The organism is Micromonospora sp. DT228 (assembly GCF_049841595.1).
Lineage (GTDB): Bacteria > Actinomycetota > Actinomycetes > Mycobacteriales > Micromonosporaceae > Micromonospora.
Window position 1 is genome coordinate 1 of sequence record NZ_JBNCKO010000041.1, and the last position, 6,086, is coordinate 6,086.

Genomic DNA, 6,086 nt, shown 5'->3' on the forward strand with positions numbered 1-6,086 from the left:
CCAGACGAGCCCACTACGCCCGCCGCCTCAACCTCGAATTCCAACCATGATCACGAATGGCGGCTGTCGTACTAGCCGAGCGCAGACAGTTGACTGCGGGCCACGGAAAGGCCGGCAAGGTCCACAGATGACCGTCGTCCGCTCTGTCCTGCTGTTCGTCGCGCCGCCCTGTTCGAAATCGGCTCACGTCCGAGTAGCGAGCCGACCGGGCCCGCGTCTGTTCGGATCGGTAGCTCGTGTCCCACAGTGATTGGATCGCGGCCGACTCGGGAGCACAAACCGTGCCCCCGAGTCGGCGCGACAATCGGCAGCCCGTTACCGGCGGCCGAACTTAACGCTCACCCCTGCCACTGGTCAGGAGGCTACGAACTGCCACTGCTGGTTGGTCCCGCCATTGGCGGTCCACTGCACGACCTGCGCCCCGTCGCTGGTCGAGGCGGCGGAGACGTCGGCCACGAGTCCGCTGTTGCGGCTGACGATGGTGTAGTAGCCGTCACCGGTGGGCCGCAGGTACCACGACTGGTTGGCGCCGCCATTGGCCGACCACTGCTGTAGTTGCAGGCCCGTCGTGGTGCTGCCGGCGTTGACGTCGAGCATCTTTCCGGAGGCGGTGTAGCGCAGGGTGTACGAGTCCTGCGTGGCGCTGATCGTCCACGTGGGGGTGCCGCTCTGCTGGACCGCCTTGGCACCGTCGGCGGTGGAGTTACCGGCGATGGCGAGGGGCTTGCCACTGTTGCGGTTGACGATGCGGTAGGTGCCTGCTGCGGGCCCGGTTCCGCCGCCGCTTCCACTGAGGTTGAGGTACTCGACCGCGTCGGTGAAGACGGTGCTGCCGGACTTGGCGGTCGACAGCTGCAGGTACACGCGGCTGCCGGTGGCGGGAGCGGTGAAGGACACCGGTTGGGTGACCCGTGAGCCGAGCGGGACGGTCAGGGTGGTGCTGCCGGACGCGACGACCGCGCCGGTGGGGCTGTCGAGCCGGGCGGTCCAGGTGAAGCCCACCGAGGTGTTGGTGAGGTCGTCGTTGAACACGGTGATGTTGCGGGTCACCGTGGCGTTGCGGGCGTAGGTGGGCACGGCCTGCGCCAGCGGGAAGTTGCCGTTGGAGTCGGAATTGCCGGAGGCGGACCAGTAGGGGAGGTCGATTGCGGCCACCGGGTTGAACGCCGCCTGCACGCGCTGGATCTGCGGGTTGCTCCACGGGTCGGGCAGGTTGTCGACGCCGTAGATCGGGTGACCGCCCTCCTCCGGGGTGAAGTCGGTGGACCGCACGCCGGGCACGACGCTGGCCCAGGCGGACAGCAGCGTGTACGGACGCAGGTCGGTGGCGCCCTTGCCGCGCTTGGCAGCAGTTGCGGTGGCGAACCACTCGAAGCCCTGCTTGTTGTTGCAGGCCGGCCAGATGAACTCGCCCTCGCCGTCGGGCCGCCCGTTCACGACGACCAGGCCCTCCCCGTACCTGCCGAAGCCGTCGACGTAGTGCGGGATCACCGCGAAGTTGGCGTACGTCATCCCGGGATACAGGCTGACGTTGTTGCCGACGCCCACCTCGACAATGATCGGCCGGGTGCCGTCGGCGCCGTTCATCGCCGCGTACAGGTCCTTCTCGAACTGTTCGGAATCCTGGCCGCTCTGGTTCGGCTCGTTGTTCTGGCTCCAGCGGATGATCGCGGGGTGGTTGCGGTCGCGCAGGACCAGCGCACGGGCGTGGTTGATCATGTTGTCGCGCCCGACGGAGTTCTGCCACTCCTGCGAGGATTGGGAGCCGCGAATCGCGACCTCGTCGATGATCATCAGGCCCATCTCGTCGGCGACATCCAACATGTACGGGCTTCCGGGCTCCTGGTGGATGCGCACCACGTTGTAGTTCAGCCGCTGGTAGTTGTCCACCGCCTGCGGCCAGCCGCCGTTGCCGGACGACGGGGGCAGGAAGCCGGGCAGGGTGTGGTACGCGTCGCCCTTGCCGCCGTTGTTGATCCGGTCGTAGTCGGCACCCTGGAGGTTGTCGCCGCGGAAGTTCACGCGCACGCCGTTGAGGTAGTAGTAGTCACCGTTCTGGGTGGCCTCCCGGAACCCGAACCGGTTCTCGGCGTCGCTCGTCCGGCCGTCGTCGGTGACGGCATGCACCGTCAGCCCGTGCAGCTGCGCCCGGTACCCCGACCGGTACGGCACGTTGGGCCACCAGTACGAGGTGCTGTCGAGGTTCCACGCGACCGGCCCGACCGTCACGGTCACGGTCGAGCGGGCCGCCACGGTGACCGTACGGCTGGGCAGTGCCGGGTAGCTGAAAGCCGTTCCGTTGCTGGACGACAGCGACCCGGTCAACGTCACCGACCGGGAACTGCCCGACGTGTTCCGCACCGTCACGTCGTAGGTCAGCGTCTTGTTCGCCACCGACGTACGCACGAATGTGTCGCTGACGTACACCGCCGGGTACACCCGCAGGAACGCGGACCCGAAGATCCCCTGCGGGACCGCCTCGGACCACGTGGCGGCGTCGGGCACCAGGTACCGGCCGTTGGATGCCTTCAACGCGCCGCGGCCCTTCACGTTCACCGTGATCGTGTGGGTGGTGCCGGGCGCCGCGTATGCGCTGATGTCGAAGTTCGACGGGGTGAACGCCGTCGTCTGGGTGGCGACCACGCGGCCGTCGACCGACAGTGTCGCCTGGTGGTTGACGGCCCCGAACTCGATCCAGGTCGACTGCGGCTGCCCCGAGTCCGGCACCGTGATGCTGCGCGAGTACACCGCCTCGTTCACGGTGGTGAAGCCCTGCTTGTACCAGCCGCCACCGGGTACCGCGATCGTGGTCGCCCCCCGACCCGCGGGCGTGAAGTTCCACGTCCCGGCCAGGTCGACCGAGGTGATCGCGGCGTTGCCGGCCGCCACACCGTCAAGTCCGGCGGCCGCGACACTCTGCGTCGCGATCGGCGCGGCCAGGGTCGACCCGGGGGTCGTCAGGGTCAGGCCGCCCAGCGTCAGGGGCAGGGCGAGCGCCACGGTCGCGGCCAGCCCTCTGGCCAACGCCGACAATCGGCCACCCCAGTGGACGTTCGTACGATGCACGGTTGCCTCCTGTGACTCATCCGCCAGCTCCGCATCACCGGTTCAGGGCACAGCCTCACGGCCGAGACTCGAATCGATTCGACAAATCTGCCGGCGTCGCCGACCATCCGGGAAGGATGGTTGCGGCCCAGATACATAGACCTGTATCAAAAGGCGCATCGCGCGTGAAGTCAAGGTTTCGAGACGGTTACTTCCTGCTCCTGACGCCTCGCAAGCTTCGAGCGGCCGCCGATAGATACGACCCTTCCGAAGTGCTAAAGCATCGCGCTCAGGCATTCCGTGTCGCCGGCCCACCGACGCGGTGCCGACCGAATAGCGAATCGATTCGCCTGTGCGGCACCCGGCCGCGTGACAACGCTGAAGGCGTGGACAGCACTGGGGTCCTCGGCAAGTCGGCGGGCGGGCCCGGCCTGAACTGTTCGGTTCGAAACTGGGGTTAGGGTGTGGGCAAGGAACGTGCTTCGCCAGCGTCACGGGCGGGTTGCGGGCTCTTAACGGTGAGTGTCTGACTGCGTAGACATGACTGCGCAATCATACAGGACTATGGCCGGCGACGGGAGGTGTCGTGACGCGACTGGCGAGGCCGGGCGGAAGCCCTCCGACGCCCCGCAGCGTGGACGTCGCGCGGCTGGCCGGCGTCTCCCAGAAGACGGTGTCCAGGGTCCTCAACGACGAGCCGTATGTCTCGGCCGACGTGCGCCGGCGGGTCCTGGACGCCGCCGCCGAACTCGGTTACCGGCGCAACCAGGCGGCCCGGACGCTGGCCTCCGGGCGGACCCGGTCGATCGGCGTGGTGACGCTCGAAAGCGCCTTGTACGGGCCGGCGTCGTGGCTCATGGGCATCGAGCGGGCGGTCCGGCAGGTGGGCTACACGCTGCGGGTGGCCACCACGATCGAGGGCGACCCGGGCGGCATCGCGAGCGCCCTGGCATCGCTGCTGGACCAGGGCGTGGACGGCGTCGTCATCTCCGAGCCGATCGACGAGGGCGTCGGCCTCATCAGCGTCGACGTGCCGGTCCTGGTCCTCGGCGCGCCGCCCACCTTCACCGCGCCGCGGGTGGTGACCGCCAGGGTCGGCGCGGGCCGGCTCGCGCGGGCCGCGACCGAGCACCTGCTGGAGCTGGGGCACGCGACCGTCCATCACCTGGCCGGCCCGCAGCGGTGGTATTCGGCACGGGACCGTCTCGCCGGCTGGCGGGAGGCGCTGCGAGCACACGGCGCGGACGAGCCGCCGGTCGTCGAGGGGGACTGGTCGGCCGCGTCCGGCTACGCGGCGGGCCGGGAACTGGCCGGCGACGGCACCGTGACCGCGGTGTTCGCCGCGAACGACGACATGGCGATCGGTCTCATCCGCGCGCAGCTCGAGGCCGGGCGCCGGGTGCCCGAGGACATCAGCGTCGTCGGGTTCGACGACATCCCGGTCGCCGCCTACGTCACTCCCCCGCTCACCACCCTGCGGCAGCCGTTCGACAGGGTCGCGCGGCAGGGCCTCGCGTTGCTGGTGCAGGTCATCGAGAAGCCGGACGTCGAGCTTCCACCGGCGACCGACCAACCGGTCGAGCTCGTCGTCCGCGCCTCGACGGCGCCACCACCGCCCCGGCCGATCCCGGGACGTGGCCGCCGAGCGATCCCCCGTGCCCACGGTGGCCCGCACGGTCAGCCCGCCGGCAGCGACGTCCCATCCACCCAGCCCTGATCAGCGTCGATCCGTCCACCTACGGCGGTACGTCGTCCGAGGCCCGCACCGGCCGTCGCTGACGAGCGGCGGCAGCACCCGCGCGGACGCGCACCTCTCTCGATACCCCCTGTCCCCAGCACTCCGTCGCCCGGCGCGCCGGGCCCCCAACGCATCCCCAGCTATGGATTGGCGGCGCCGCACCCAAGCGACAGATGCACATGTATTGTGTGCCCGGCGTTGGGCGCTCCTGCGTCGTTGGACTCGTCGCACAAGGGCGGCACCGTCCGACCCGGCAAGGGACCGAATGATCAATCCTTGGACACGCTCGGCCGGTAGCCGGGCGGAGCCCGAACGGCCGGTGGCTGTGGCGCTGCTCGACGCGAACCCGCCGCCGCAGGCCGGCCAGTTCTTGGGAAACAGGCCTTAGAGGTGCGCCACCTCGGGCCGATGGCACAGGGCCTCCACTGTACGTCCGGCCTGGGCGGCGGCGAACGCGCCGTCCTCGGCCGGACCCCTGCCGGCTGCCACAGGGCAGCGACCCCGGTTGACCGACGTTCGGCGACCGTATCGATCAGCTCGAACCCGGGCTCGACGCGCTCCATCAGAATCGACGACCGCGCCGATACCTCCACGGGTGCCGGCTGCAGACGCGGACCGGACGAACCGCCAGATCCTCGCCGCAGAACCGGTGAGACCCCGTTCCGGGCAGTGGCCCGGAACCCTGAGGAGACGAACAGTGACAACAACACGATGGCGGCGCGCGGTCGCCGGAGCCGTGTCCGCGGCAATCATGATGGTCGGCGTGATCGCCGCCGTCGCATCGCCCGTCCAGGCGGCTCACGGCACCCGCCTATTGGGCCCTGGCGAACGGCTCACCGGCGGGCAGCATCTGCTCTCCAGCAACCGGCAGCACAGGTTGGCCATGCAGTCCGACGGCAACCTGGTCCTCTACCGGCCGGACGGCTCGTACTCGTGGCAGACCGACACTGATGGCCACCCGGGCGCCTACCTGGATATGCAGTCAGACGGCAACCTGGTCCTGTACCGGGCCAACGGCACGTTCATCTGGCAGACCAACACGCCCGGCCGGGCCGGAGCCCGCCTCGAACTGCAGGACGACGGCAACCTCGTGCTGCTGCAGTCCGGCCGGGTGCTGTGGCAGACCGACACCTGGATCCCCAAGAGTGTCCTGTCGCCGGGTGAGCGGTTGACGCCCGGTCAGGACATGTATTCGGCGGACAGGCGCCACAAGCTGGCCATGCAGACCGACGGCAACCTGGTCCTCTACCGGCCGGACGGCTCGTACTCGTGGCAGACCGACACTGATGGCCACCCGGGCGCC

At 69.4% G+C, this 6,086-nt stretch carries 3 protein-coding genes; 2 read left to right on the forward strand and 1 reads right to left on the reverse strand.

All coding sequences use genetic code 11. The annotated features are described in order from the left end of the window. Nucleotides 1-354 precede the first annotated feature (354 nt). Complete coding sequence (locus ACLQ29_RS35225) at nucleotides 355-3,066, reverse strand: RICIN domain-containing protein (protein WP_425775677.1); 2,712 nt, start codon at nucleotides 3,064-3,066, stop codon at nucleotides 355-357. A 565-nt stretch (nucleotides 3,067-3,631) separates the two neighbouring features. Here ACLQ29_RS35225 and ACLQ29_RS35230 point away from each other — a divergent pair. Further along, nucleotides 3,632-4,762, forward strand: coding sequence for a LacI family DNA-binding transcriptional regulator (locus ACLQ29_RS35230; protein WP_425775678.1), 1,131 nt, complete (start codon nucleotides 3,632-3,634; stop codon nucleotides 4,760-4,762). Nucleotides 4,763-5,480: 718 nt separating this feature from the next. Further along, nucleotides 5,481-6,086, forward strand: a 606-nt coding sequence (locus ACLQ29_RS35235) for a bulb-type lectin domain-containing protein (protein WP_425775679.1), incomplete at its 3' end; no start/stop codon positions are given.